The following is a 22,977-nucleotide window of genomic DNA, read 5'->3' on the forward strand; positions in this document are numbered from 1 at the left end:
GTTCGAGAAGTCCTGGTCTGTCTTGAATCCGGCGTTTAGGTGACGGATCTTGGCGTGACCTGTCCCGAGGCCCTTCTTGTGAGATCATGCTGCGTTGGAAAGGCCGAGAATGCCGCGATGGCTAGAAAGATCGGAATCCCCAGTTCGAGAATTTCTTCGAACACTGTGGAGGTATAGATCCGGGTGAGGTGGATGCCGAGAAATGTGAGATTTGATGGCGCGCCGTCGATGACCTTGGAGAGGACGGCGCAGCCGATAGCGGCGGCAATGGCAACGGCAGTCGCCTCGCCGTAGCGAAGCCCGTGCACAAAGCTACGGAAGCCGTTCTTCAGGAGCAAATAGAAGGCAACGGCGAGGGCAATCACGACCGTCGCGCCGATTAGCTTTTCCAACAGCGGAACGTCAGGCGAGATATAGAGGGTGGTCTTGGTGATGTTGTGGGTGGTGAAATGCGCATGGAAGTCCAGTTCGCGCAGGCACATCGCGATCAGGATGGCAACGAGATACCACCGCTTGAGCAGGTCCCGATAGGACATTTCCCGGACAAGCGTTGCCACGACGATCAGGTAGACGGCCGCCGAGAAGACTTCAATTGGACCGCCCTCGCTGAGGTAAAACTTCCGTATGTCTTCGGGAAAGAAAGCGAGCGGCAAGGCGATGAGAAAGACGAGCACCAGCAGGGCAAGGCCCATTTGATTGAAATAGTGGCCGTCGCCGTAGCCGGTCTTTCTTTCGCTCCACGCCATATCTGTCTCGCCCATCTGTCCTGTGCCGACTCTCTGTTGATCGTGATTTCACTCAATTTGAAAGACTGGGCCGTTGTCAAGTTGCCGCTTCGCGATGCCCGGCCGCTTGCCGGCGCTCTGACGGCATGACTGCGCAAGCGTGACGAGCCTGGTCCCGGCCTAGCGCGGTGATGGCTGTCCTGTCCAGAAACGTGTCTTTGTAGCGACGACGACCCGTTCGCTCACGCCACCGATCGCCGCCATCCACCCTGCGGCGGTGTTAATCAATCGGGCGCCCCACCGCCTGTTGCGTAAAGGCGCTGTTGGACGCTGTCACGATCCAACCAACGGAACTGTGACAGTTGTCGCATAATTGATCGGATATTGGTCGAAGTACGGGAACTCGATCACGAAAGCATATCTGGCCGTGAGATGCGCCATGCGGAAGCCGCCGCTGGGAGGGTCGATTGCTATCGTCACATCGACATCTTTCAATCCCAAACCCAGCAATTTTTCTGTGGCTATGGCCTCTATTTCGGCCTCGGTCAGCGAGTTCTTCAACTGCAGCGCACGTGAGGACGTTTCCAGCGTATAGCGAACGCTGGACATGGCATTCAGAGCCCAGCCGAATGCGAAGATACCGAACAAAAGCATGATCAGAAAAGGTGCGATCAGCGCGAATTCCATCCCAGTCCCGCCTGATGCATCACGGCTGAACGCTCTCGCGATCCGTTTAGCGGACACGGATCACCTCTTGATGGCCGATCTCGCGAGAAAGAGAAAACGCGCCAAAAATAAAGGGCGGGGACCAGGTCGCCGTCGCCTTTATTTCCACGAAAACCGAGGGAGCTTTCGTCCCCCCGTTGCACAGGCTCGATGCATCGACCACGGTGCTTCCGCACATGTATTTCCGGCCCAGTGTAACCTGTGCGCCTTCGGGATGGTTTTCCCAACTCGAAAGGGCGACGGCTTGGGTGGCCGCGTCGTCGGTTGCTCCCTCCATCACAAGATTTGCCGCCGTCTTCACGCTTGCGCGCATCGACATCGAGCTTGATACGAAAGACCAGCCGTCAATGATGCCGAAAACCACTAGGCAAAGGATCGGCACAATCAGGGCAAACTCCACCGCAGCAACACCCGAATCGTTCCGGAAAATCCGACCTGACCGCCGTTCCATGACGGTTACTCGACAAGCTGAACGGATTGCGCGGCCGGAATCTCTCGCATTCCGAGGCTCGTGCAATCCTGCTTGATGCTTGTAGCGCCGGACCACTCTATCGTACTGGCGACGACCTGTGTGCAACCACCTTGGCCCGAGAAATTGCCGAGATATTTAACCTCCTGCGTTGGAAAATACAGAGCACCGGTCAAAAGCGAATCCGCCGTGCCATTAAACGAGTTCGATCCCGCCAGGTTTGCTCTGTCGCCGTAAAACAGCACACCCGAATAGGTGCCTGACGTCGGTGCGCTAAGCTTGACGGTGGCCGTGCCGTTCATGCTGACGCCGGAGCTGCCGGCCAGATAGATGATAACTCCGTCGCCGGAAATATTTGCGTTCGCGCTTGCTTTGAAATCGCCCCCCTCAACGACATATACCCCAGGCGAGAGCGTTACACTGCCGCTCAAGCTGAGCCCCTTGCAGTATGTTCCAGGTTCCAAGGTCGACTGATTGTCGTTTTGACAGGGATTCGTGGCTGGCGGCGCCGGCAAGTCGGCAAAAGGATCCGCAGCGGGCAGCGCCTGGGTAAGCGGGTTCGCGCAAACGGTTTTTACAACGTTGCTCAATGAAACACCGCCTGCCGATATCAGGCAATCGGCCTCCAGATATGCCGACCCTTGAAGCTTGAGGGCGTCCGCGGCGATTGAATCCGACATGACGGAGCAGCCGGTCAGCTTGAGGTTCGAACTGCCGGAAAAGAGCGCCGCTCTCGAAGCGGAAGGATTGAGCGCCAGAACGCAGGCTTTTGACGCGTCCGTGATAAGAGCCACGGCCCTTGCCTGTGCGCCGACCGCGCTTTGACTGAATATCGATGTGAAAAATCGATCGAGCGTCTGATGGACGATGACCTCGACCGCCTTTTTTGCGACATTCGGTCCGGACGATGGAGGCGTGAAGACCTCGATTGTGCCTGTCGATGGTCCCCAGCCGTTCGTGGTCGCTGACAGCGTCGCGGCCGAGACAATCGTTGGCTTGTCGGATCCCGAAACTTTTTCCAAAGCGCCAGCATAGGCTGCCGCATCCGCCACCGCCTGTAGCTTCAGGCTGCTGTAATACCAGTAGGAAGTCTCGACACCGAGCCCCGCCCCGCCGACAACAATCGGCAAAGACAGGGCAAAAATAATAGCAACGTTGCCGCTCTCGCTGATTCGTCGCGGACAGCTGAAAAAACGCCTGAAGGTATCGCCACCCCATCCCATTTGCCTATTCAAGCAGCGATGCATAAAGGAATGACTAAGAATTTCACTCGATTTGTTAGCTGCGCTCCTCGCTATCCGCCGACGCTGAACCCAAACCAGGCGCGCGCAGCGGCGTCACAAGTTCTGTTGGCGCTGGATAGAACGCGGACGTTGGCCCCAAAAAGATCTTCGTTAAGCGTGCGTTGAGTCAGGACGGCAGTGGCTCATAAACTGAAACCCCGACGTATCGATCGTATGAGCCACGATCTTTCTCAGGAAGCTTGTCTCGGGTTACGCGCAAAAGGAAAAGAAAGCTGTCCTCGCCAAGACGTTCGGACTCGTCAGGATCGCGAAACCGAAGCTTCGCAGAACACAGGGCGTCTGCATTCCTCTCTATGTGTTCGATAACTATCGGCACACTCGCAAGCGCTCGGTCGTAAGCAGCTAGGGTGGCGGGGTCTGTTTTCGAGATAGCCAGGAAGAGTGGCTCATTCCGCGGCTCGTCGAATTTACCGTTCGATTGAGATTTTTCGCTCATAAAAGACCTCTTGGACTAACCTTGAACGCTCAACGAAACCTCAGCACTCGCGAGGCGGTGTTGCAGCACCAGCCAAAGAGCCCCTCACGCCACCGACCAGCCGCCATCAACCAGTATGTTCGCGCCGGTGATCAGCGACGCTGCCGGCGAGGCCAGGAACACCACGGTGCCCGCGACATCGATCGGATCACCGATGCGGCCGAGCGGGATGTGGCCGAGCACATGCCTATGAAACTCCGGATCGGCGAGCGAGGGCCGCGTTCCGTCGGTCCAGATGAAGGTCGGTGCGACGCTGTTGACGGTGATCTTGTGCTGCGCCCATTCGGCCGCGAGGCAGCGGGTGAGGTGGTTTATCGCCGCCTTGGTCATGCAGTAGATCGCTTCGCCCTTCAGCGCCACCGTGCCGGCCTGCGAACTGATGTTGATGATGCGCCCGGATTTCTGCTCGATCATCAGCCGGCCGACCTCCTGGGTGGTGAAGAACGTCCCCTTGAGGTTGACGTTCACGGTGAGGTCGAAATCCGCTTCAGTCACGTTCTCCGCCAGGTTTTCAGGTCCAAGCCCGACATTGTTGACGAGTACGTCGATGCGGCCGAAGGCGGCGTGGGCGTCGGCGACAGCTTTTCGCACCGTCGCCAGATCGGTGAGGTCCATCTGTACCGCCAGCGCGCGCATGCCCATGCGCTCGATCTCGGCGGTGAGATCCGCGCCGTCGGCAGCACTGCGCACGCCGGCGATCACGTCGGCGCCGGAGCCGGCGCAGGCGAGCGCGCAAGCGCGTCCGATGCCGCGCGAGGCGCCAGTGACCAGCACGACCTTGTCAGCCAGATCGAATTTCGGCGTGAACTCGTTCGTCATCTCAACCTCCCCTGAAAACCCTGCGCGAGGCGCGCCGCCCGACAGGGACGGTCTCCTCAGCCCTGAACATCATCGGGGCGGATACACTACCCGCTCGCGATATGAACGCCAGTCACAAGAAATTGCCGACGAGGGCCGGTTTCGTTGGCAAAAGGTTACCTTTCCCTGCTATTCCCCCTCCAAATCAGAAGCAGTGGACTTGCGCATGACCAATGTCGCCCTGACCGGGCTTGCCCGCGATCTCGCCAAGCGCGCCGCGGAAGGCCGCCCGGTGCGCATCGGCGTCATTGGCTCCGGCGAGATGGGCACCGACCTGGTGACGCAAGGCATGCTTATGCCGGGCATTTCGGTTTGCGCCGTTTCGACCCGGCGCCCGCACACGGCGAGGGACGCCGTCCGCATCGCCTATGGCGACGAGGCGATGGCACGGGAGGCCGATACGCCGTCGAAGGTCAGCGAGGCGATCGAGAGCGGAAAAATCGCCATCACCTCGAACGAGATGCTGGTCACCAATCCGCTCATCGACGTCGTCATCGACGCCACCGGCAAGCCCGGCGTCGCCGCCGATTTCGACCTGATGGCGATGGAGCACGGCAAGCATCTGGTGATGATGAATGTCGAGGCCGACGTCACCATCGGCTGCTATCTGAAACAGCAGGCCGACCGGCTCGGCGTCGTCTACTCGGTCGGCGCCGGCGACGAGCCGTCGAGCTGCATGGAGCTGATCGAGTTCGCCTCTGCGCTCGGCTACACCATCGTCTCGGCCGGCAAGGGCAAGAACAACCCGCTCAACTATGACGCCGTTCCCGATGATTATCGCGCGGAAGCGCTGCGCCGCAACATGAACCCGCGCATGCTGGTCGAGTTCGTCGACGGCTCGAAGACCATGGTCGAGATGTGCGCCATCGCCAACGCCACCGGGCTGGTGCCCGACATCGCCGGCATGCACGGCCCCAAGGCCAATCGCGATGATTTGGCCAAGGTGCTCATCCCGCGCGCCGATGGCGGCATCCTGTCGAGGAAGGGCGTCGTCGACTACACCATCGGCAAGGGCGTGGCGCCCGGCGTCTTCGTCGTCGTTGAGGCGACCCATCCGCGCATCATCGAGCGCATGGACGACCTGCATATCGGCCACGGGCCCTATTACAGCTTCTTCCGGCCATATCATCTGACCTCGCTGGAAGTGCCGCTCACCGCCGCGCGTATCGCGCTCTATGGCAAGCCGGACATGGTGCCGCTGCCGAGGCCGGTCGCCGAGGTCTGCGCCGTGGCCAAGCGCGATCTCGCCGCCGGAGAGATTTTCGATGCCATCGGCGAGACCTGCTACCGCTCCTGGACCATGACTGTCGAAGAGGCCCGCGCCAACCGCGCCGTGCCGGTCGGCCTGCTCGAAGGCGGCAAGGTGCTGAGACCGGTCAGCAAGGGCGAGCTGCTGACATCAGACAATGCCGCACCCGACCCGACCACCAGGCTGTTCGCCTTGCGCCGGCTGCAGGACGAGATGCTGTACGGAGCGGGGTAGTGCGGTGCAGAAATTTGCTGCCGGCGGGACAGAGGGGGGCGCGAAGGATCGCTACGGAACGTTTGCTATTGCAACTGATCGTCCGACCTTCGCCGCCGACCGGCTTGCAACGCCTCAAGCAGCTACTTCCCCAGTTCGATCGACCGCAGCCGCGCTGCTTCCACCGCTTCGGTGAGCAGATGGGTCAGCCGGTCCTCGCCCATCAGCACGGCAAGTGCGGCGGCGGTTGTGCCGTTGGGGCTGGTCACCTGCTGGCGCAGCACGCCCGGATCTTCGCCGCTTTCGGCGGCGAGCGAGGCGGCGCCATAGACCGTCTGCATGGCCAGCAGCCTGGCGGTTTTGGCCGGCAATCCGGCCTTCTCGGCAGCCACGGTCAGCGCTTCGATGAAATGGAAGATATAGGCGGGGCCAGACCCGGACACCGCCGTCACCGCGTCCATCAGGCTCTCGTCGTCGATATCAGTCACTTCGCCGCTCGCCGAAAGGAGATCGGCAACGAAACGCTTCGTATCGATGGAGACCAGCCGGTTGGAAAACACCACCATCATGCCCTTGCCGATGGCCGCCGGCGTGTTGGGCATGCAGCGCACGACCGGCGCGCGATCACCCAGAATGGCCTCGAAAGTGGCGACCGGCGTTCCGGCGGCGATGCTGACGAAGGTGGTGCGGCCATCATTGAAGCGCTTGTAGGCGGCAGTCGCGTCGCGGATCACTTGCGGCTTCACCGCAATGACGACGAGGGCCGGAACGGCATCCGCCGGAATGCCGCCGGCGTCCGCCGCAGCACTGCAGCCCAGCGCTTCGGCGCGCTTGCGCAGATCGGCATTGGGCTCGACTACGAAAACCGCCGCCGGGGGGAGCTTGCCGGATTTCAGCCAGCCCGAGAGCATGGCGTAACCCATATTGCCGCAACCGGCGAGAACAAGTTTGATCGTCATTGGAGCCTCCGCAGAGCATCGAACCCAAAAGCGGGGTACCGGTTTTGGGAAAATCCGATGCTCAAACAAAAAGATGGCTTCCCATAGACGTTCGTGGCGTGGCGGGGAAGCCCTGTTGGGACCGAGGATCAGGACGGACCACGAACCGCGATCGGCCGCAGCGACACTTGTCTGAGGCCGAACATGCCGAACACGAAGAAACCGTGACGGCGATGTGCGCGCGGATCGAGAAGATCCATGGCCGCAACTGGGTCGAAATCGTCGGTGCGTCTCGCAAAATTCTCCGAATGCATGATCTACGGCCGCTATGTCGACGACGTGCTCGACGGCGCCGGCCATTTCCACGGCTCGGAGGAGTTCTGCCGCGTCCACTGGACGGGCGAAGCGCTGTCGGACGACGAGTTCCACCGCTTCGTCGCCGCCATGGCGCCGGAACAGGTGGCCATCGGCCGCATCCGCCTGATGGGCTCGACTAGTTCTTGGGCAAAACCCAATCACTCTAGAGGCGTTGAAGCTTCACCCCAGGTTTCAATCAGCATCCGCATGAACCTCTCGGCGGGCGGCGAGAGCGATGCCCCGCGTCGACGCACGACTCCGATCGTGCGCGAGATTTCGGGATCGCGGATGGGCCTTGTGACCAGGAACGGATGGTCGCCCTGCGGGGTCGCCATGCGCGGCAGGACCGATATCCCGAGACCGGCTTCGACCAGACCGAGTGACGTCGAGAGATGCGTCACTTCATAGGACCAGCGCAGCGCGAGGTTCGACTTCGTCAGCGCGGCATCCAAGAGGATCCGGTTCGCGCTCGACCGATGGACGGTGATGAGATGGTAGGGGACGAGATCCTGCCAGGTCAGGACATCCCTTGATGCCAGCGGATGCTCCTTTCGTGCGGCGAGAACGAAGGGGTCCTCGATCAGACGTTCGAAGGTCAGGTCGGGATCGGACGAACCCATGATGTTGACCCCGAATTCGACCTCCCCGCGCGCGACCGCCTGAAGCCCGTCGGTCGCCGGAAGGTCGAGAATCCGGAAGCGGATGTTGGGGTATTGCGCATCGAACTGCCGGATCACTGAGGGCAGGAAGTAATAAGCCGCCGTCGGCAAGCAGGCGATGGTGACAAGACCGCCTCGCCGCTCCCCCAGCTCGCGGAAGGCGAAGAGCGAACCGTCAAACTCCTCCAGCATCCGGCGCACCAGCGGGACCAGCTCCCCGCCGACGGCGGTGGGCGCCACATGGCGCGTCGTCCGCTCCAAGAGGGGGGCGCCGATGGAGCCTTCGAGTTTCTGTATGCGACGACTCAGCGCCGGCTGCGAGAGGTTGAGCGACTCCGCTGCCCGATGGAAGCTCGCAAGCTCCACGACGAGTAAAAAGGCGCGGAGGTCCAGGATTTCACAGTTGATGTTCATAACGCATCAAAATCTCCGATTTTAGCATTTCTCATATTAATCGGATTCGCGTAACAAACAAGACGATTGAACCACCGAGCGCATGAAAGGGAGGATGTCGCACGATGAATGATCTGATCCGCATTCCGTGCGCTCTGATGCGCGGCGGCACGTCCAAGGGCCCCTTCTTCCTCGCCTCCGATCTACCGTCCGATCCGGCCTTTCGTGACCAGATTCTGCTCTCGGTCATGGGGTCAGGGCATCCGCTGCAGATCGACGGCATTGGCGGCGGCAATCCGGTTACAAGCAAGGTGGCCATCGTCGGGCCCGCAAGCATCAAGGGCGCGGACGTCGATTATCTTTTCGCGCAGGTGCGCGTTGACCAGCAGATCGTCGACATCTCACCCAACTGCGGCAACATGCTTGCCGCCGTTGGCCCCTTCGCCATCGAAGCGGGGCTTGTGCCGGTGCAGGGTCCTTCGACGCTCATCCGGATTCACAACGTCAACACCGGAAAGCTGATCGAGGCAGAAGTCCCGACGCCCAACGGTAGCGTCTCCTATCTCGGCGACGCGGCGATCGACGGCGTTCCAGGCAGCGCGGCGCCGATTGCGCTTACCTTCATGGATGCAGCAGGCGCCCGCACGGGCCAGCTGTTTCCCACAGGCAAACCGAACGAGGTCATCGACGGCGTCAGCGTCACTTGCATCGACTGCGCCATGCCAATGATACTCCTCGAGGCTGAGGCCCTCGGCGTCAGCGGATTCGAGACCGCCGCCGAACTCAACGGAAACAAGGCGCTGTTGGAACGGCTCGAGAGCCTGCGCATCGCCGCCGGTGAGCGAATGGGTATGGGTGATGTCAGCAACCAGGTGATACCGAAGCCGGTGCTGATTTCCCGGCCAAGGGCAGATGGCGACATCAGTGTGCGCTATTTCATGCCGCACCAGTGCCATCCTTCGCTTGCCACGACAGGTGCTGTTGGGATTGCGACGGCCTGTATCACCGAAAATACGGTGGCATCCCGCTTGATCGGCACTCGCAAACCACCGGTGGTCCTGTCGATCGAGCATCCGAGCGGCCATCTCGATGTCAAGCTTCAGGACAGGAACGGCAAGATCGTCGCGGGCATCCTGCGCACTGCCCGCCGCTTATTCGAAGGACATGTTTTCGCAAAACCTGTCACGCAGTTCGTCTGCGCGGCATAATGACCGTGGCCGCCGGGAGGGCGCCACATAACTTGGAGGAAAATCATGCGTAAGCTCATGCTCGCCCTTGCGGCTACCGTTGCCTTTGCAGGCTCCGCCCTGGCGGAATCCGTGCGCATCAGCGTCGGTTCCTACAACCTCAACAACCTGCCTTTCCCGGTGGCAGCCGGCCTCGGTCTTTATGAGAAGGAGGGTCTGGAGGTCACCGTCGAGAACTTCGCGTCGGGCGGCTCGAAGACACTTCAGGCGCTCGTGGCTGGCTCGACGGATATCGCCGTTGGCTTTTACGATCACACGATCCAGATGCAGTCGCAGAACAAGGCAGTCGTCGCATTCATCCAGCTCGCCCGCAATTCCGGCCTCGTTCTGGCCGGCGGCAAGGATAGCACCTTCGACCCGTCTAAGCCGGAAACGATCAAAGGCGCGAAAGTCGGCATCACATCGCCTGGTTCCTCGTCCGACTTCTTTGTCCGCTACTATCTGCAGCGGAATGGCCTGTCGGCCGACGACGTGTCGCTGATCGGCGTCGGCTCCGGCTCTGCTGCTGTCGCAGCCCTCGAACAGGGCAAGGTCGACCTGCTCGTCAACTACGACCCGGCGGCCACTTTCATCGAAGCAAAGGGCGTGGGCAAGATCCTGATTGACGCACGTAGCGACGAAGGTGCCAAGGAAATCTACGGTGGCATCTATCCGACATCGGTTCTCTACGCCACCCAGGACTACATCGACGCCAATCCGGAAACGGTCCAGAAGGTCACCAACGCAACGGTAAAGGCGCTCGAATGGATGGACAGCCATTCGGCCGAAGAAATCGTCGAAAAACTGCCAAAGGAATTCATCTCCGACGACCGCGAGACCTACATCAGGGCCGTCGAAAACGCCAAGGCGATCTTCTCGACGGATGGCCTCATCAGCGAGGAGAACGTCAAAACCCCACTCGCGGTTCTGAAAAGCTTCAACGAAAAGGTCGCGGCGGCTGAAATCGACCTTTCCAAGACCTACACGAATGACTTCGTTGGCAAGGCGCCGCGCAACGTCGCCAACTGACAAGGAGGAAGTCATGGCACTGGCCGTAGTGAAGTCGGCAACAACGATGATGAGCCCGGACAAACCAAGGCCGATGGTGTCGATCGATTCGGTCACCATGTCCTTTGGCACCTTCATCGCCGTCCAGAATGTCAACCTGACTGTTGCGGATGGCGAGTTTCTGGCCATCGTCGGTCCGACAGGGTGCGGCAAGAGTACCATTCTCAACGCCATCGCCGGACTTCTGAAGCCGGCGAGCGGGACTGTCTCGATCGACGGAGCGCCGGTGCATGGCGTCCAGAACAACATCGGCTACCTTTTCCAGCAGGATGCGCTCCTTCCGTGGAAGACGGCGCTCGAAAATGTCGAGCTCGGGCCGATGTTCAAGGGAACAGGCGCGAACGAAAGGCGCGAACAGTCCATGAAATGGCTCGCCAAGGTGGGCTTGAAGGGCTTCGAGCAACGCTACCCGCACCAGCTTTCGGGCGGCCAGCGCAAGCGTGTTCAGATGGCGCAGGCGCTGATTACCGGCCCGAAGGTGATCCTGATGGACGAGCCCTTCTCGGCGCTCGACATCCACACCCGCCACCTGATGCAGAACGAGCTGCTCGCGCTCTGGCAGGAGGAGCGCCGCGCGGTGGTGATGATCACGCACGATCTCGAGGAAGCCATAGCGCTCGGCGACCGCGTGGTCGTCCTTGCTGCGGGGCCTTGCAGCCACGTGATCGACAGCTTCCCCGTCGATCTCGCCCGGCCGCGCGACGTCTCGGAAATCAAACTCGATCCGCGCTTCATGGATCTTTACCGCAATATCTGGTCGTCCCTGCGCGGCGAAGTGGAGAAAAGCTATGAACGCCATGACTGAACGTATGATCCAGCTGGGACTGCTGGTCGTCATTGTCGGCGGGTGGCAACTCGGCGTGGAAGCCGGAGTGATCGATGTCTTCTTCTTCCCTGCCCCCTTCGACATCATGAAGCAGATCGTGGCCTGGATCATCGACCCAGGCTTCTACAGGCACGTGTCGATCACGCTCACCGAGACGGTGCTCGGATACGTGATTGGTACCGCCCTCGGCGTGGCGGCCGGCGTCTGGCTAGGGCTTAGCCGTGGCGCCTATCGCATCCTCGACCCGTTCATAAAGGCGCTGAACGCCATCCCCCGCGTGGTGCTCGCTCCTATCTTTGTGCTCTGGCTCGGCCTCGGGCTGTGGTCGAAGGTGGCGCTATCGGTGACGCTGGTGTTCTTCATCACCTTCTTCAACGCCATGCAGGGCGTGCGGGAAGTCAACCCGGTGGTGCTGGCGAACGCGCGGATCCTCGGCGCCAAGCGCTCAAGCCTGCTGACCCACGTCTACTTCCCGGCCGCGGCCAGCTGGATCCTATCGTCGCTGCGCACCTCGGTCGGCTTCGCGGTAGTCGGCGCGATTATCGGCGAATACCTTGGCGCCTCCGCCGGCCTTGGCTATCTGATTGCCCAGGCGGAAGGCAACTTCGATGCGGTCGGCGTCTTCGCCGGCATTATGATCCTCGCGATGTTCGTGCTGATCATCGACCGCATCCTCGACATCGCCGAGGCCCGTCTGATCAAGTGGAGCCCGCATTCGACCGAGAGCCGGGCCACCTGACGGGTGCCGAAGGCCGGTCGGCAATGATGCTGGCCGGCGACCAAGGTGACGACGGGACTGAGGCTAGCCGGGCGCTTGTTGCCGCGAGCGTCTGTGCCTAACCTGGTCGCTCCATCGACCTCGGCAAATTCGTAAATTGAGTGCCCATCAGGTCAAACGACCGAACCACGCCTGGTCATTGGGGAGGACGGCTATGCAACTCAACGGCATGCTTTATGGGTCGAGGCTGCTCGGCCACGTCGACTTCCCCGCGTCCGAGGTGCACGGGCCCGACGCTGGCGAAGACGCGATCCAGGACCTGATCGCCCGCCACGGCCTGATCTTCGTCAAGCCGGTCTTCCGCGGCGGCGTCGGCAAGAAGGGCAAGGCGGGACTAATCGGCAAGGCGCGGGACCTCAAGACCGCGCTCGCCGAAAAGGAGCGGCTCTACTTCGCCGAGCACCGCCACGGCAACGCCTTCGCCAAGGCGAACGGCGTGACCTTCGAGGCCGGCATTCCCGCCGAGCACGAGGTCTATTTCGCCATCACCGACGACACGCATTTCCGCGCGCCGACCATGACGCTGACCCACCGCGGCGGCGTGGAAATCGAGGATCTCGATAAATCCGATATCGCCACTGTGCCCTTCGAGGCGCTCACGGGGCTCAAGGCCTTTGTGGTGGCGAACGCGCTGACGGACATTGGCGCGCCGCGGGAGATCATCTCGCCGCTGGTGCAGCACCTGCCGAAGCTCTGGGAGCTGATGCACCACTACGGCATGACGACGCTGGAGTTGAACCCGATCCGCATGCGTCCCGGGCGCGACGGGCGGTTGACGCCGGTGGCCTGCGACTTCAAGTGCGGCTTTGACCGCGACGATCCGCGCGTAGGTCGGCTCGGGCTGCCGGACCAGCTGTTCGCGGCAGACATCTCTGCCTTCGAGCAGGAGGTGAACCAACTGCGCACCCACCAGGGCCAGTCGGACGTCTTCGTGATCAACGAGAGCGGCACCATCCTTGCCCCGACCTTCGGCGGCGGCGCCAACAGCCTCGTCACCGAGGTGCTGGGCGAGGCGGCGATCATCTCGTCGGACTTCGGCGGCAACCCGCCCTACGAGAAGATGAAGGCGGTGGCCTCGATCTGCTACCGGCACTTCCTCGCCCAGACCAACGTGCTCTTCATCATCGGCGGCAAGTCGAACAACACCGACATCCTCGAGACCTTCCGCGGCATGGGCGACGCGCTGCGCGAATATTTCGCCGCGCACGGGCCGACGCCGCTCTACGTCGTCGTAGGACGCGGCGGTCCGAACCTGGTGCGCGGTATGGGCAACCTCGCCGAGACGCTGGAGTCGCTCGGCCTGCCCTACCGCTTCTTCGGCTTCGACAGCGCGATCTCCGAGGTCGTGAACTACGCCAAGCGCGTCGACACGTGGATGCGCGCCGGCGGCCGCGATGAGATCGCCGCTACCCTGGGGCTCAAGGCCGCGGCGGCCTGAGGGAGGACGGACATGTATCACAAGGGCATCGAAGGCTTTCCCTATTTCCTCGGCCTCCGGTCACTGGCCGATATCGCGACCCGCGACGACCGGGTCTGCGTACTCAACATCCTCGGCGGCGAGTCGCGCACGGTCACGCCGACCAGCCACGCCTTCTCCGGCGGCAACGTGGTCTTCGGCACCTCGCCCGGCCGCGGCGGGCAGGTGCTGAAGACGCCCGTGGGCGACATCCCTGTCTATAACAACGTGCGCGAGGGGCTCGACGCCGGCCACCCCTTCGATACCGGCGTCGTCTACCTGCCGCCGTCGGGCGTGCGCGACGGCGTGGCCGAGCTCGTGCGGGTGAACCCGGGCTTGCGCAAGATCGTTATCATCACCGAGAAGATCTCCGTGCACGACGCCCGCGAGATTCGGGCGATGGGTCAGGCGAACGGCATCGACATCATCGGCGGCAACTGCCTCGGCGTCGCCGATTCGTGGAACCGCGTGCGCATCGGCGGCGCGCTCGGCGGCGATAAGCCAGAGGAGTCGCTGCTCAAAGGCTCAGTCGCGATCTTCTCGAACTCCGGCGGCTTCACCACGACGATCGCCCAGTATCTCGCCACCGCGGGCTGGGGCACGACGACGCTCGTCTCCTCCGGCAAGGACGTCTACATCCACTACGCCGCGCGCGATTTCGCCCACGCCTTCGGCAACGACGACCGTTCCAAGGCGGCGGTGCTCTATGCCGAACCCGGCGGCTACTACGAGCAGGGCATCGACTGGACGAAGCCCGTCGTCGCCTGCGTCGTCGGCCGCTGGAAGTCGAAGCTGACCCGTGCCGTCGGGCATGCCGGCGCTATGGCCGGCTCGGGCGACAGCGCCGAGGAGAAGGAGCGCTGGTTCATGGGGGCCTTCGGTGTGCCTGGCCTCTTCACGCCCGAGAACCCGGTCGTGTCCGCGAAGGGCGCCGTCGTCACCAACATCGCCGACATCCCCGCCGCCCTCACCGCGGTGATGGCGCTCAACGGCGCCGCGCCCGACTTCGCGCCGCGTGGGGACCTCGCGCTGAAGCCCTGGGTCGCCAACGACCAGGGCCTGCGGCTGCCGCCCGAACTCGCCATGCCGGTCGTCACCGCGCCCGAGCCCTACGCCGGCGAGATCGCCGCGCTCGGCGCCCAGGTCGGGGCGGTGGTCGCGCGGCAGAACATGAAGGACAAGTCCGGCGCGTCGGTCATGGACCCGAAAACCCAGGTGACGAGCGTGCACGGCCATTCAGTGCTCGATCTCGCGCTTGAGCCGCTGGAGGCGACCTTCGCCCTGCCGCTCGTGCACGAGATCGCCACCGAGAACGACCGGGCGATGCTCGACGTCGCGGTCGCAGCCGAGGTCAACCTCGTCGGCGACCCGATCCTCGTCGCCGCCGAAGCGGCGCGGGAGGCCGGCAATGCTCCGAATGCGGTGATGGCAGCCGCCGCCGCCATCGTCGGGCCGAAGCGCGTGGAGCGGGCGCTCGGCTGCACCCGGGCACTCATCGGGCTCTTCGCCCATTCGGGCCTCAGGGACGGGCGCGACGAGGAATTCGACGCCTCCGGGATTGTCTGTGACGATGCCACCCGGGCGCTGTTCCTGGCCACCGAGGCCGAGGCATCCGACCCGCGTCCAGAGGCCATGCTGGCTGCGATCGCGGCCCGCGGCGGCAGGTCGGCGTTCCTGAAGTTCCTTGGGGGCCTCGGCGGCCGGTTGTCGCGGGACGCAATTCTCGCGGCCATCGCCACGACGATCGCCTGGGGGCCGCTGATGCGCAAGCGCATCTCGCGCCTTACCGCCGAGACACTGCCCTGGTACCTGCGGCTCTATGGCGTCATGGTCGGCGCGACAATCCCCGGCGAGCACCACCGGTCGGGATCGCTATGGGGCATCCCACGCGACGAGCGCTTTGGGCAATGGACGATGGCCGACCTCTGCTTCCTCGCCATGACTGGAAAGAAGCCCACTCCCGAGGAGGCGCTGCCGCTGCAGATGCTCGTCGGGCTCCTGATTTCGAACGGCCCTGGGTCGATCTCGGCTCAGGGTGCCAAGGGCGCGGTCTCGGCGGACGGGCCACAGACGCCCGCGCGCGTGCAGATCAACAAGGCGATGGTCGGCTTCCTTACCCATACCGGCTACAGCCACGGCGGCAACGGCTTCGAGGGCATGGCCTTCCTGCTCGAGCAATTCAAGGACGCCGGGCTGACCGACCCCTCCGATCCAGCCCACGGCCTCGACCTGAAGGCGATGGCGACGGCGTTCGCGCGCACGTACCGCCGCGAGAAGGCCCAGGCCAAGGAGCTCGGCACTGAGGTCCGCGCGCTCCCCGGCGTCCATCACCCGGTCTTCAAAGGCAAGCCCGTCAACCACGATCCGCGCGAGCGCTTCATCGCGGAATTCATGGCGCGGCAAGGAAAGTACAACGTCTTCCACGCCTTCTACCGCGAGCTCGTCCAGGCACTCCACGATCAGGGGGCCTCGCCTTACGTTTTCTGCGTCAACGTTGACGCGGTAATTGCGGCGCTGCTGCTGGCGCTGCTGTGGAAGGACTTCAAGTCCGGCACCCTGACCGAGCGCGACCTGGAGACCGCGGCCTTCACCGTCTTCCTATACGGTCGCATGATCGGCGCGGCCGCCGAGATCGACGACCACCTGAACCGCGGCCGCAACATGGACACCCGCACCCCCCCGCCCGCCTGCGGCTTCGTGGTCTGATGGCGACCCCGCCCGCCACCAGCCCGCGGTCCGCACCATCGCGATGCCGCCGCGGAATACTGAACTGATCCCACACCGGCCTTGGCTTTGACTTTAAGAATGACCGGAACCCACACCCTTAGCGGTCATTTGCTTCGCCCGAATGGATGTCCGGCTTGGTGAAGGTTTTTCGATGCGGGCCGCGGCACGAGGGTTGGGCTGGATCGACATCGGCCCGCGTTGGAAAACCTCCCAAGGAGGAAGCCGCGGGGTGCTGGGTGGAGCCTATGGGGAAAGCGCGGCGCTGGCGGTGACCGGCGGGGACGACAGCAGCAATCGGGTTGGCCCAAAAGCTGCCGATGATGTGATGGGGCTTGGTTCTCGAGGCCGTCTGCGGTTGTGTCGCGGCGATTTTGCCGTGTTCGGCAAAGCCTGGTGCAAAGCGACATTATCCCGGAATGCAGGGCGGATCGGGCTCATTTTGGGTAATGTGACGGGCATCTCGTCATGCGGCCTGGTGCCTCGGTGGCGCACGGGATCTGGGCTGCTGGCCGCGACGGAATATCTCGACGATGCGCATCGGGCCGCCCCCAAGGAACACTGTTGCCGCCCATCTAGCCGTCTTATCGGTATCGGCGAAGCCGCTGATCTGTGCTAAGCCGCCGCCCGAATAGCCAAAGGAGTACCCCCCGTGAGCGAGCCGACCGTGGCCGAGGCGACCGACAGCATCTATGCATCGCTCCAGGCGAACAATGCCGACATCGACGCACATATCGCGGCGCTCAAAGCAGCGCTGACGCGAGAGGGGATAGAACAAGCGGTGTTCGATCCGACCAGGCTGGCGCAGAACAACCGTTCGGGCCGCAAGCTAATGCAGGCTTATTTTCGGCAGCGCGGCGTGAGCGTGAGGTTTTCGGCCTCGTAGGGGCGCACGCTGAGGCGCGACGGCCCGCCGGCAATCATTGTGGTCCAGGATCCCGCGGGGAGTTCAGGCAAGCCCGCTTTTGGCTTCTGTAGGCCGACATGCGGCTTCCGGCCCCGCCGACGTCAAAATACCTAGGAAATCGGCCGACAAATGGTCAATTCAATCACCTGCGCCGGCTGCCGAGTACATCAGCGACCGATGCGCCGCTTCTGGCCTTCGGATTTGACCGGCTCAATCGCATGAATCTGCCGCCTTGAGCGCTTCGGCGCGGTCAGATTTGTCTAACGCGCCGATCCGTCGAACCAACGCGTAGAACCTTGGATAGTCGCCCGAACACAAATCGAACAAGCGGAGAAACGTCGTCACCTGATCACCGTAAACGGAAGTCGCGGCGAGCTTCGCGTTGTTAATCGGAGCATCGAACCAGACATCGTATCCCCGGTATCCACGCCAGCGACTGTCGCGCATCTCTCGGTAGCGCATCCGCAGCCGTTCGATCGCGGCTGTCTTTGCGGCCCGCTTTTGGTCCGAGGTATTGGAGTCGTCATAGACGTGCGCTAGCTCGTCCCGGGTGTGCGATACCAGCGCAAGAAATTCGGTCCTGCGCTTTCGGTCGGCTTTGTAACGGCGCAAGTCGCCGGTATCACCAGCCGCGCGCAGCCATTTTCTCACGCCGGTTGTTTCGACGGCGACAGCGAATGCCTCGTTGAATGCGGAATCGTCCTTCACATAGACGCGTTGGTGGGCCAGCTCGTGGAAAACTAGCCCTGCAAGACCCGCTTCATCTTGGCTGAGCATGGTGCTTAGCAGCGGGTCACTTGACCAGCCGAGCGTGGAATATGCAGTGATGCCCGTCACATAGACGTCCAGGCCCTGTCTCTGAAGTTCGACAGCGGTTTCAATCGCAGACCTTTTGGAGAAGTATCCTCGGTACGGAACGCATCCGAACACCGGAAAGCACCATGTTCGTGGCGTCAGCGAGAATTCCGGCGCGGCGAAGATGGCCCATGTCACCGCGTCCGGACCAACGTCAACATAGCTGCGGTAGCTATTGTTGTCCGGCAGCGCTAGTTCATCTATCGCAAACTGTCGGATGGCGCTCGCCGATGCCATTCGAGCGCGCAATGTCCCAGGGGTCGACGGATCGTCGATCAGCTCTCCGACATCCTGGCGCGCCGCCATGATCTCCACGTGACCCTTCAAGGATTGTGCGTAGTAGGAAATGCTGGTGCAACCTGCCACGCCGGACACCACAATCATCGCAGCAACCGAACGAAAAAAAGCATGCATCACGGTTTGCCCACGGCATTGCTCACACGTCCGGATAGGGCAAATGTCGCAACTACGCCCGGTCCCAAACAGTCGCGCCAATTTGGTTAAGGTCCTGGATGGGGTTTAGGTTAGACGTTCGTCCTCGGCAAGATTGTCATAATTCGGTCACTGGCCGCCAAATTGCCGAATGTCCGGATACGGCGGACTGAAGCAACGCAGCATTTTCCACTTTGAGGCGAAGTAATTCTCAACTATGGTCCGCCAGGCTTTTGGCATGGGGGGGAATATTGCCGATGGTTTTATCACGCAGGGGTGTCGTGCTGGGCGGCCTGGCGCTGGTCGCGGTGGGTGCAACCAGCAATATTGCTCAAGCCGCGGCGGCAAAATCCTTTTTCGCCGGTACCGCCAGCGACAACAATTTTGTCTATCGCAAGACCAACTTCGCCAAGATCAACAAGAGATGGCATCGCCAGATCGTCAAGTATTTCAGCAGCGAGCCGGTCGGCACCGTCGTGGTCGATACCCGCCACCACTTCCTCTACATCATCATGGAAAACAAGACCGCCATCCGCTACGGCGTCGGCGTCGGCAAGGACGGCTTCAAATGGTACGGCCGCGCGACGATCGACCGCCGCGCGCTGTGGCCGCAATGGGTCCCGCCCCCCGAAATGCGTAAGCGCAGGCCGGACCTACCGCACATGGTCGCAGGCGGCGCGTCCAACAATCCGCTCGGGCCGCGCGCGCTCTATCTGCACCGCAACGGCGCCGACACCGGCTACCGCCTGCATGGCACGCTGGAGCCATGGAGCATCGGCACCGACGCTTCCAGCGGCTGCATCCGCATGTTCCCGGAAGACATCATCGACCTCTACCAGCGCTGCCCGATCGGCACCGCGGTGCAGGTCCTGCCGCACATCGCCGACCAGGCGCCCGCTTCCACCACTGTCGAATGATTGGCGCCTCATGAACCGCATGATTGAAAACACGCGCCGGCTGCTCGCCGCCGGCCTGCTGGTGCTGGCCGCATCCTGCTCGACCAGCAACACGCTGGCCCCTTCCACGCCCGACATCACCAACACCGAGGTTGCCGGCTTCCAGAACGTGCAGCCGGGCAGCGAGGAGGATTTTATCCTCAATGTCGGCCGCCGCACCTATTTCACGCAAGGTTCGGCCGCGCTCGATTCTGTCGCCAAGGCCACCCTCGACACCCAGATCGCCTGGTTAGCAAAGCATCCGCGCTGGCTGCTCAAGCTGCAGGGTTTCGCCGACGATCCCGGCGCAAGTGAAACGGCGCTGTCGCAGCAGCGCGCCGATGCGGTGATGGACTACCTCGCCGCCGGCGGCATAGACCGCAACCGCATGTGGGCCAAGGGCTACGGCAAGGACAGGCTCGTCCGCGACTGCCCCGACACCGCCTGCAGGTCACAGAACCGCCGCGTTGTGGCTAATTTGCGCGATGAGAGGGACGAGCCGTAGGGGGCTGCTGTTCTGCTTGTGACCCGAAGCAGCGTCTCACACGCGACGGCGGCATGGCTGCTTTGCGCCCGATGTCCGCCCTTGAGGCGATCTTTGCGATTGCCGGATAGCAGACGCTGCCGGCGACCACCCTGGACATCTTATTGCGCCAGAAGCAGACATTTCTGATCGCGGGGCAGGCTGCCAGGATGAGTCGCTACTTCGGCATTGGGAGGAGACTTCTGAAGTCCGGTCCCCCTCCGCCCCCAGGTCGGTATTGATGTACCGACACCGGGTAGTCATACTTACGGGGCAAATGAGGAGAAACGAGCCACAATGCGTCTGCTGCCAAATCTGCTCTCCCGTTTTGTAAAAAACGGGCGCCTGACTGTCATATTCGAGGACGGCTTCAGGCAAGCCTTCGGCAGTGGACAGGATGGGCCCGACGTGACGATCCGCCTAACCGACAAAGCGGTCGAACGCGAGATCTTCTTCAATCCGGAACTGAAGGCGGCCGAAGCCTACATGGATGGCCGCTTGGTGATCGAGAACGGTGGCAATGCATTTGACCTCTTGTCACTTTTTTCCGTCAACCGCACTGGGTTGGCAGCCCACCCTGTTCAGAAGGCGTTGCGGAAAGTCTGGCGTGCGTTGCGCCGGCGCCAGCAGAACAACAAGCTCGGTCTCGCCGCCAAAAACGTTCAGCATCACTACGACATCCCGACGAAATTTTATGAGCTATGGCTCGACGAGACAATGACCTATTCGTGCGCCTATTACACGGCACCGGACAACAGTCTGCAGCAAGCGCAGATGGACAAGCATCGCCACATTGCCGCGAAGCTCAAGCTAGAGCCGGGCATGCATGTGATGGAAATCGGCTCAGGCTGGGGCGCTCTCGCCATCTATCTCGCCAAGTATTGCGACGTGAAGGTCACGGCGATCAACGTTTCGACGGAGCAATTGGCGGCGTCTCGGCTTCGAGCGATCGAGGCCGGGGTCGCTCACCAGATCGATTTTCGCGAGGTCGACTATCGCGAGGTCAGCGGACAGTTTGACCGTGTTGTCTCGATCGGAATGATGGAGCACGTGGGCGTCGTTCATTTCGACAGCTATTTCACGATCATTAATAGATTGTTGAAGGAGGGTGGCTTCGCATTGGTTCATGCGATCGGACGCATGTCACCGCCTGGTACGACGGCGCCGTTCATCCGCAAGTATATCTTTCCAGGTGGGTATGTGCCGGCTTTGTCAGAGGTGTTTGCCTCGTTGGAGCGCACGGGGATCTGGTGCGCCGACTGCGAAAATTTGCGGCTGCACTATTACTGGACGATCCACAATTGGCGTCTCGGTTATGAGGCCAGGCGCGAGGAGGCAGTCGCCATGATGGGCGAACGCTTCTGCCGTATGTGGGATTTCTATCTGGCGTCGGCCGAACTCGGCTTCCTAAACGGTTCAAATTTTGTCTTCCAGATACTGATCTCGACTCGCCGTGACGATGTCCCAGTCATCCGCGATTATATTGTCGAAGAAGAGCGACGCCTACTGAGCTCGATGCAGACGAGTGCGTAGTTTCGCTATCCACACCAGTGGGCCCGGTCCGCTGGCTCCCCCTGCAGGACTCGGATGACAACAGACAGCCACGCCCACTCATCCCGCCGGTCAATCTTCGTCCGACGGAAGCGCCAGTGCAACCAATCGACAAGTCCGCAGATCAAAGCGGTCGGCCACGAATGACAGCTTTGCGCCTAATATCGGCCGTTCAGTATCTCGTAGCCACCGCCTGAAAGCGGACCTCGCCGACAGCGAAGTTAACTTCGAGCATGGCTACAGAGTCAGGCCCCAGGGCGATGCTTCGCCAGTTTCTTCAGGGTTGTTTGTTCGCGGAACCATTCTCGCAGTGGTCTGGCGGGCATTCCGCCCCAGCGTTCGCCTGCCGGCACGTCTCTCATGAACCGCGAGGCCGCGGCTAGTTGAGCGCCCCGGCCGATGTGCAGATGGCCGGCAATGGCGCTATGGCCGCCCACCGCAACGCAGTCCTCCAGCACGGTCGAGCCCGCGATCCCGACCTGAGCAGTGATCACGCAATGGCGTCCAATCCGCACGTTGTGGGCAATCTGAACGAGATTATCGATCTTCGTCCCGTCTCCAATGACGGTATTGCCCCCGCTGCCGCGATCGACAGTGCTGTTGGCTCCGATCTCGACGTCGTTTCCGATTGTGACGCGGCCGAGTTGCGGCACCTTCACAAGTCCTGAAACGCTCATCGCAAAGCCAAAACCATCCTGGCCTATGCGGGCTCCCGCATGAACGATCGACCGATCGCCCATGTTGGAATGGGCGATGGTGACGCTGGGGCCGATGGAGCAATCCCAGCCGATGACCACGTCTGGACCCAGCACCACATGGGCACCGATTGTGGTGCCGGCTCCGATAAATACCCGCTCTCCGATAACAGCGCCAGGATCGAGCACGACGCCGGCTCCGATCTGCGCCGATGGATGCACAAAACATCCCTCGGTGACATTGGTACTACCCAAAAGCGGTGCGGCTCGCAACGCCTCGGGGTGTAGCCGGGCAAGCACCTTGGCAAAAACCAGGCGGGGATCCCGTACGGTAATGGGAACGGTGCCGGGCGGCACCATATGGGCGAAGCGCTCTGTGACAAAGCAAGCGCCGGCCTTGGTGGTGCGCAAGGCGTTCGCGTAACGGGCGTGATCAATGTAGGCGATGTGCCATGACTGTGCTATCTCGAGGCTCGCCCCACTCTGCAGAAGCATGCTTGGATCGGCAGATGCCGGCAGTGGCACTCCGGCCTCTTCCACGAGTTCGGCTAAAGCTAATCCGCTCGGCTGAGAAATCGGTGACACGGTCAGGCTCGGTTGATGGGAGGATTGGGTCGGTTGGATTTGCCATTCAT

21 protein-coding genes and 1 pseudogene are annotated in these 22,977 nt (G+C 62.0%); 13 read left to right on the forward strand and 9 right to left on the reverse strand.

The window, feature by feature from the left end; translation table 11 throughout:
- Positions 1 to 35: 35 nt before the first annotated feature.
- The 5 genes from AC0NIE_RS13105 to AC0NIE_RS13125 form a co-directional block, all read right to left on the reverse strand.
- The gene (locus AC0NIE_RS13105; protein ID WP_474047010.1) at positions 36 to 746 is read right to left on the reverse strand and encodes a hypothetical protein; all 711 of its coding nucleotides are present in this window, start codon (positions 744 to 746) and stop codon (positions 36 to 38) included.
- Positions 747 to 1,058: 312 nt separating this feature from the next.
- Entirely contained in the window at positions 1,059 to 1,412 is a 354-nt protein-coding gene (locus AC0NIE_RS13110) for a TadE/TadG family type IV pilus assembly protein (RefSeq protein ID WP_123146641.1), read from the reverse strand.
- A gap of 46 nt (positions 1,413 to 1,458) precedes the next feature.
- Positions 1,459 to 1,902, reverse strand: coding sequence for a TadE/TadG family type IV pilus assembly protein (locus tag AC0NIE_RS13115; protein ID WP_123146642.1), 444 nt, complete (start codon positions 1,900 to 1,902; stop codon positions 1,459 to 1,461).
- Positions 1,903 to 1,907: 5 nt separating this feature from the next.
- On the reverse strand, positions 1,908 to 3,155 hold the full coding sequence (locus tag AC0NIE_RS13120; RefSeq protein ID WP_473488579.1) for a pilus assembly protein TadG-related protein: 1,248 nt from the start codon (positions 3,153 to 3,155) through the stop codon (positions 1,908 to 1,910).
- 589 nt (positions 3,156 to 3,744) lie between these two features.
- Positions 3,745 to 4,518: an SDR family NAD(P)-dependent oxidoreductase gene (locus tag AC0NIE_RS13125; protein WP_473488580.1), complete on the reverse strand. Its 774-nt coding sequence runs from the start codon at positions 4,516 to 4,518 to the stop codon at positions 3,745 to 3,747.
- A 205-nt stretch (positions 4,519 to 4,723) separates the two neighbouring features.
- Here AC0NIE_RS13125 and AC0NIE_RS13130 point away from each other — a divergent pair, with 205 nt between their 5' ends.
- Positions 4,724 to 6,040, forward strand: a complete 1,317-nt coding sequence (locus AC0NIE_RS13130; protein ID WP_473488581.1) for an NAD(P)H-dependent oxidoreductase — start codon at positions 4,724 to 4,726, stop codon at positions 6,038 to 6,040.
- A 122-nt stretch (positions 6,041 to 6,162) separates the two neighbouring features.
- Here the strand turns inward: AC0NIE_RS13130 and proC are convergent, their stop codons facing one another.
- A complete protein-coding gene (gene proC, locus AC0NIE_RS13135) occupies positions 6,163 to 6,978 on the reverse strand; it encodes a pyrroline-5-carboxylate reductase (RefSeq protein ID WP_473488582.1) in 816 nt (271 codons plus the stop codon).
- 194 nt (positions 6,979 to 7,172) lie between these two features.
- On the opposite strand from proC, the pseudogene AC0NIE_RS13140 reads away from it, so the two are divergent.
- Positions 7,173 to 7,449, forward strand: a pseudogene (locus AC0NIE_RS13140) (DUF6492 family protein); the annotation flags it as partial.
- A gap of 23 nt (positions 7,450 to 7,472) precedes the next feature.
- On the opposite strand, the gene AC0NIE_RS13145 reads toward AC0NIE_RS13140, so the two are convergent.
- The gene (locus AC0NIE_RS13145; protein ID WP_123146648.1) at positions 7,473 to 8,387 is read right to left on the reverse strand and encodes a LysR family transcriptional regulator; all 915 of its coding nucleotides are present in this window, start codon (positions 8,385 to 8,387) and stop codon (positions 7,473 to 7,475) included.
- 104 nt (positions 8,388 to 8,491) lie between these two features.
- Between AC0NIE_RS13145 and AC0NIE_RS13150 the strand changes: the two genes are divergently transcribed.
- The 8 genes from AC0NIE_RS13150 (at position 8,492) to AC0NIE_RS13185 (ending at position 17,330) form a co-directional block, all read left to right on the forward strand.
- Entirely contained in the window at positions 8,492 to 9,574 is a 1,083-nt protein-coding gene (locus tag AC0NIE_RS13150; RefSeq protein ID WP_473488583.1) for a 4-oxalomesaconate tautomerase, read from the forward strand.
- Between the two features lie 45 nt (positions 9,575 to 9,619).
- Positions 9,620 to 10,621, forward strand: coding sequence for an ABC transporter substrate-binding protein (locus AC0NIE_RS13155; RefSeq protein WP_473488584.1), 1,002 nt, complete (start codon positions 9,620 to 9,622; stop codon positions 10,619 to 10,621).
- 13 nt (positions 10,622 to 10,634) lie between these two features.
- The gene (locus AC0NIE_RS13160; protein WP_095491415.1) at positions 10,635 to 11,465 is read left to right on the forward strand and encodes an ABC transporter ATP-binding protein; all 831 of its coding nucleotides are present in this window, start codon (positions 10,635 to 10,637) and stop codon (positions 11,463 to 11,465) included.
- Positions 11,449 to 12,225, forward strand: a complete 777-nt coding sequence (locus AC0NIE_RS13165; protein ID WP_095491414.1) for an ABC transporter permease — start codon at positions 11,449 to 11,451, stop codon at positions 12,223 to 12,225. The genes AC0NIE_RS13160 and AC0NIE_RS13165 overlap by 17 nt, the downstream gene beginning before the upstream one ends.
- A gap of 193 nt (positions 12,226 to 12,418) precedes the next feature.
- Positions 12,419 to 13,702 carry an ATP citrate lyase citrate-binding domain-containing protein gene (locus AC0NIE_RS13170; protein ID WP_123146651.1) on the forward strand — a complete coding sequence of 428 codons (1,284 nt, stop codon included), beginning with the start codon at positions 12,419 to 12,421 and terminating at the stop codon, positions 13,700 to 13,702.
- A 12-nt stretch (positions 13,703 to 13,714) separates the two neighbouring features.
- Positions 13,715 to 16,426, forward strand: coding sequence for a CoA-binding protein (locus tag AC0NIE_RS13175; protein WP_473488585.1), 2,712 nt, complete (start codon positions 13,715 to 13,717; stop codon positions 16,424 to 16,426).
- A gap of 193 nt (positions 16,427 to 16,619) precedes the next feature.
- Positions 16,620 to 17,063 carry a hypothetical protein gene (locus tag AC0NIE_RS13180; protein WP_473488599.1) on the forward strand — a complete coding sequence of 148 codons (444 nt, stop codon included), beginning with the start codon at positions 16,620 to 16,622 and terminating at the stop codon, positions 17,061 to 17,063.
- A gap of 33 nt (positions 17,064 to 17,096) precedes the next feature.
- A complete protein-coding gene (locus AC0NIE_RS13185) occupies positions 17,097 to 17,330 on the forward strand; it encodes a hypothetical protein (protein ID WP_292180813.1) in 234 nt (77 codons plus the stop codon).
- Positions 17,331 to 17,561: 231 nt separating this feature from the next.
- On the opposite strand, the gene AC0NIE_RS13190 is transcribed toward AC0NIE_RS13185, so the two are convergent.
- Positions 17,562 to 18,620 carry an aminopeptidase gene (locus tag AC0NIE_RS13190; RefSeq protein ID WP_473488586.1) on the reverse strand — a complete coding sequence of 353 codons (1,059 nt, stop codon included), beginning with the start codon at positions 18,618 to 18,620 and terminating at the stop codon, positions 17,562 to 17,564.
- A 275-nt stretch (positions 18,621 to 18,895) separates the two neighbouring features.
- On the opposite strand from AC0NIE_RS13190, the gene AC0NIE_RS13195 reads away from it, so the two are divergent.
- The 3 genes from AC0NIE_RS13195 to AC0NIE_RS13205 all read left to right on the forward strand — a co-directional run bounded on the left by AC0NIE_RS13195 (position 18,896) and on the right by AC0NIE_RS13205 (position 21,629).
- On the forward strand, positions 18,896 to 19,555 hold the full coding sequence (locus AC0NIE_RS13195) for a L,D-transpeptidase (RefSeq protein ID WP_473488587.1): 660 nt from the start codon (positions 18,896 to 18,898) through the stop codon (positions 19,553 to 19,555).
- Between the two features lie 10 nt (positions 19,556 to 19,565).
- Positions 19,566 to 20,078 carry an OmpA family protein gene (locus AC0NIE_RS13200; RefSeq protein WP_473488588.1) on the forward strand — a complete coding sequence of 171 codons (513 nt, stop codon included), beginning with the start codon at positions 19,566 to 19,568 and terminating at the stop codon, positions 20,076 to 20,078.
- Positions 20,079 to 20,393: 315 nt separating this feature from the next.
- Complete coding sequence (locus AC0NIE_RS13205; RefSeq protein WP_473488589.1) at positions 20,394 to 21,629, forward strand: class I SAM-dependent methyltransferase; 1,236 nt, start codon at positions 20,394 to 20,396, stop codon at positions 21,627 to 21,629.
- 263 nt (positions 21,630 to 21,892) lie between these two features.
- Here the strand turns inward: AC0NIE_RS13205 and lpxD are convergent, their stop codons facing one another.
- Entirely contained in the window at positions 21,893 to 22,918 is a 1,026-nt protein-coding gene (lpxD, locus tag AC0NIE_RS13210) for a UDP-3-O-(3-hydroxymyristoyl)glucosamine N-acyltransferase (RefSeq protein ID WP_473488598.1), read from the reverse strand.
- Positions 22,919 to 22,977 lie beyond the last annotated feature (59 nt).

The sequence above is a fragment of the Mesorhizobium sp. WSM4842 genome, from assembly GCF_055901575.1.